2 protein-coding genes are annotated in these 1,955 nt (G+C 50.8%); one reads left to right on the top strand and one right to left on the bottom strand.

What is annotated here, in order from left to right:
* Positions 1–589: 589 nt before the first annotated feature.
* Positions 590–769 carry an IS66 family insertion sequence element accessory protein TnpA gene (gene tnpA / locus AC2VLY_RS00880; RefSeq protein WP_486921608.1) on the bottom strand — a complete coding sequence of 60 codons (180 nt, stop codon included), beginning with the start codon at positions 767–769 and terminating at the stop codon, positions 590–592.
* A gap of 389 nt (positions 770–1,158) precedes the next feature.
* On the opposite strand from tnpA, the gene AC2VLY_RS00875 reads away from it, so the two are divergent.
* A complete protein-coding gene (locus tag AC2VLY_RS00875; protein ID WP_486921607.1) occupies positions 1,159–1,776 on the top strand; it encodes a GGDEF domain-containing protein in 618 nt (205 codons plus the stop codon).
* Positions 1,777–1,955: the final 179 nt, after the last annotated feature.

The following is a 1,955-nucleotide window of genomic DNA, read 5'->3' as shown; positions in this document are numbered from 1 at the left end:
TTCGGTTTGACCGACGCCGCTAACCGCAGGGTATCGACTTACTCGGGAGGCATGCGCAGAAGGCTGGATATTGCTATGAGCCTTATCGGGCAGCCACGTGCGCAAGAAATACGACATCGCCCGTACGCCCCCCTTACAGCGGTCTATGGAGGCCAAGGTCGTCTCAGAAGACAGTCTGCAACACTGGACTCAATGGGCACAGTCTCTGAACCCTCTTCGACTACACAGGCAGCTCGTTGCGCTCTTAGCACAAGGGTCCCAGGGAGTCAACGTCACCCCACCGCCCATGCCCGCACCGGCTCCGTGGATTGAGAGCAACAGAAGTTGCCCGAATGGTACTGAGGGGATCCACTGAAATATGGAAGAGCCTCCTGTGGATTGGATGGATAACTCTTCGAGTTACCCACAAGCTCCACAGGCACACACAGGCACACACAGGGGAAGCCGCTTTCGCTCCTCCCCTCTGGCCCCCGGCCATTCACCCCTCCCGCTCATTCTTCAAATGGATAGAGATTGGGTTAGATTTTTAAATGAGTTAGCCATTCCTCTTCGGTAAGATTTTTACGTGAGTTGACACGGAGAGAGACTCTCATTTCCCGACATCGAAACGGGTCGGCAACACCCAACGCCGGAATTGATTCACATTGAGGCTGTGTTCTCTGCACCACGCGGTGGCCGTCTCGCCACTAGCCAGAAACTCATCGACACGGACTTTCCACTGCCTTCGCGCTTCTTCTATGGAGATGAAAAAACACCCCCTGGAGTTCACTTAAGGACATTATCTCTCCTCATTCATTCACAAACGAGGTGCGAATGATTGGACGCTCACCTTATCACGATCACAAGGAGAACGCTGTGATTCATGAGGTTATAGAAGAACGAATTGTTACGGCGGATTCATCCGTCACGCGACAAACCTTGGTTTGCTTAGGCAGTGTATGTTTATCTGATCGAAACCCGCGATAGAGCGGGCATTCGGATTGTCATTCTAACCAGTAGCCTTGCACATGAAGCACAGGAAACTTGCGATAACTATCGAAGACAACGTCACATCAGCCAGTTCAATATTATATATATTGATATATTACAAATTGTATTGTATCGTATTATATATGCATACATGCATACATGCATAATACCTGTTTAGGGGTGATGTAGGTGGATGGATTGACCGGACTGGGAACGTTTCAAATGTTTGAACAAGATGTGGAGGAGGCGATGAAGAAGTACGAATCGGTTGGCGTGGCCCTGTTAGATGTGGATCAAATCATGACGGTGAACGACGACCATGGCCATGAAGTAGGTGACCTTGTACTAAAAGGAATTGCGGATGTGCTCAAAACGCATTGCGTGAAGGCTTATCGAGTGGCTGGAGATGAATTTGCAGCGTTGCTGCCGGGTCAGACCTTGGAGCAGGCGTTTCTCATGATGGAGAAAGTGCGGCAAACAGTGGAGGAAAGCCGAGAAGCCGTGGGGGCTCCTCAAGGGTGCACGATTCACATCTCAATTGGTGTAAGTCAGTATCCCCGCGACGCGAAGGAGATGCGAGGACTTATCCGGGCGGCGGATGCGGCCCTGCATAACGCCAAAGAGATGGGGGGCAATCAGGTGAGCCTACCATCGAACAATGACATGGTGATGAAGACATGCTACTACGCATCGAGCAGTGTGCGCCAACTTAGCTCCCTCGCGGAGTCACTGAGTCGTAAAGAGTCGGTGCTGTTGCGTGAGGCGCTCGATGACCTGCTTCGCAAGTACGATCCGCCACTGCGATAGGTGGTGAAATAGGGTGACGATTGGACTGTTCGAATGTTGTTGAACACTTGGGCAGTTATCCTGAATAGGATATATATCTAAGTTTGGACTAAACCGCTGCGCGGTGGTAAAAAACCGTGCCATGCATTAACCTGTGTCCACTGAAGTTACTTTCCTTGCATCCGAAATTCCCTTAGGAT

This window comes from Acidithiobacillus sp. TH-A36, from assembly GCF_057473445.1.
Note: the sequence above shows the minus strand (reverse complement) of the source record. Positions and strands in the feature narration are given on the sequence as shown.